The sequence below is a fragment of the Pseudolactococcus raffinolactis NBRC 100932 genome (assembly GCF_001591765.1).
GTDB lineage: Bacteria > Bacillota > Bacilli > Lactobacillales > Streptococcaceae > Pseudolactococcus > Pseudolactococcus raffinolactis.
This window is the reverse complement of the sequence record NZ_BCVN01000078.1, coordinates 1-2,446: the sequence shown is the minus strand read 5'-3', so window position 1 is coordinate 2,446 and position 2,446 is coordinate 1. Positions and strand designations below refer to the sequence as shown.

At 38.6% G+C, this 2,446-nt stretch carries 1 protein-coding gene; it reads left to right on the top strand.

Features of this window, described 5'->3' with window-relative positions; all coding sequences use genetic code 11:
* Positions 1 to 2,446, top strand: a 2,446-nt coding sequence (locus LRA01S_RS10415) for a phage tail tape measure protein (protein WP_061775538.1), incomplete at both ends; no start/stop codon positions are given.

Sequence of the window (2,446 nt, the reverse complement as noted above, 5' to 3'; positions counted from 1 at the left end):
TAACAAAAACATAAAGGGCATTACTATTGAGCTAGATGGTAATACAACAGGCTTGCAGAAAGCCTTGAAAACAGTTGATAGTACTAGCGTCAAGCTAAATGGTGAGTTAAAAGAAGTAAATAAGCTACTTAAATTTGATCCGTCAAATACTGAGTTAGTAGCACAAAAGCAAAAGTTATTGACAGATAGTATTGAAAATACCTCAACTAAATTAGACCAATTGAAATCAGCACAGTCACAGGTTGAACAGCAGTTTAAGTCAGGTAATATTGGTGAAGAGCAGTATAGAGCATTTGCAAGAGAAGTAGCGCAAACCGAACAAAGTCTAAACTCATACAAGTCACAGTTGAGTGGCTTACAATCGGAGCAACAGAAACTAGGTCAGAATACTGATAGATTAAACACTTTTTTTGAAGCAAGTGGAAAATCAGTTGATGATTTTGCAGATGTTTTGGGAACTAGGCTAGTCAATGCAATCAGAAATGGTACAGCTACAAGTGACCAATTAGAAATAGCTTTGAACAAAATCGGTAAAGAAGCCTTGGGCGCTGATACTGATATCTCAAAGTTCAAGTCAACACTTGATTCTGTTAAATCAGGTAATTCATTAGACCAAGTAAAATCTGAATTACAAGAAATTTCACCAAAAGCAAAAGACGCAGAAAATTCATTGGACGACATGACAGATGCAATTAACAGCGGAAACATGGCGGAAGCTGGCGAAATCATTAGTGCCGTAGGTGATAAGATTGTAGAGTTAGGCAATCACGCAAAAGACACAGCACTAGAGTTTCAATCTAGTTTTGGGACGATCGCAGCCAATACAAATTTATCAAAAGCTGAAATGGAGAGCTTGAAAGGCGTTGCGGTTGATGTATTCAAATCTGGTGTAACAGATAGCATTGATGAAGCCACACAGGCAACAGTATTGATGAAAAATACTTTTAAAGACCTGAACAATGAGGATCTTGGAAAGATAACTTCACAAGTTGTTGCGTTGAGTAAACGCACAGGGACAGAATACACAGAGAACATAAAAGCTGCCGACTACCTCGTAAAAGCCTTCGGTGTGTCCAATCAAGAAGCTTTTGACATGATAGCATCTGGTTACAAAAATGGGTTAAACGCAAGCAATGACTTCACTGATACGATTGTCGAATATAGCGGAACGGTCAAAGAAGCAGGGTATTCACAAGAAGAATTTTTTGCAATGTTAGATTCAGGCTTGAAAAACGGTGTTAAAAACACGGATTTGATCGCAGATTCAATGGTCGAGTTCAGTAAAAAGCTGGCAGCTGGCGATTATGAAGAAATGATTTCTGGCATGTCTGCTGAGACTCAAAATATGTTCAACGAGTATAAAAACGGAAACGCAACAGTATCTGATGTGATGTCAAGTGTTCAGTCAGAAATGAAAAAAATGAGTCCCGCTGAACAACAAGAAGCATTAACAAAATTGGGTTCTCAATTTGAAGATATGGGCGTAAAAGGTTTTTTAGGGCTAAATAAAGTTAATGATGGGTTCAAAAATGTCGGTGGAACGATGGATGAAGCGACAAAGAAAGACCCCGCCCAAAAATGGCAGTCTAGTTGGAACGAATTAAGTGCGAGTTTGAGTGAAGTCGGCACCGATATTTTGAACTCATTGCAACCAGTGATGGATTTTCTGGCTGATATGGCTAAGGCATTTACTGATTTACCTGAACCAGTCAAACTTTTTATTGAAGTTGTAATGGGGCTTATAGCAGTATTTACTTTGCTTATCCCCGTGATTGCAGCCCTAGCAGTTGCACAGACAGCGCTAGATATTGCCTTAGCACCATTCTTGCTTATTATCCTTGCGGTAATAGCAGTTATTGCCTTATTGGTCGTGATCATCACGAACTGGGGCGCTATCGTGGATTGGTTGAAAGGTGTTTGGGATGGATTCGTCAAATGGCTTGGTGGGCTGTGGGATGGCATGAAAGAAATGGCGGGCAATGTATGGAATAGCATGAAGGAAACTATCAGCAATGTTTGTCAATCAATTGCTGATTTTGTTAAAGGAATTTGGCAGGGCATCAAAGACACGACAAGCAATGTATTCAACGGAATCAAGGATTTCATGTCAGGCATTTGGGACGGAATTAAAAATACGGTTTCAAGTGCGGTAAATGGCGTGAAAAACACAGTCTCAAATATCTTTAATGGTTTGAAATCAACCGTGACTGGAATTTGGAACGGTATTAAATCTGCTATTACAAACCCAATTGAAGCAGCTAAAAACACAGTATCAAATATCATTGACAAAATAAAGGGTTTGTTTAATTTTAGTTTAAAATTCCCAAGTATTAGCATCCCACATATTCCATTACCACACTTTTCACTTAGTGGTTCATTCAATCCACTAAAAGGTCAAATACCAAGAATCGGAATTGATTGGTTTGCGAATGGTGGTATTTTAACT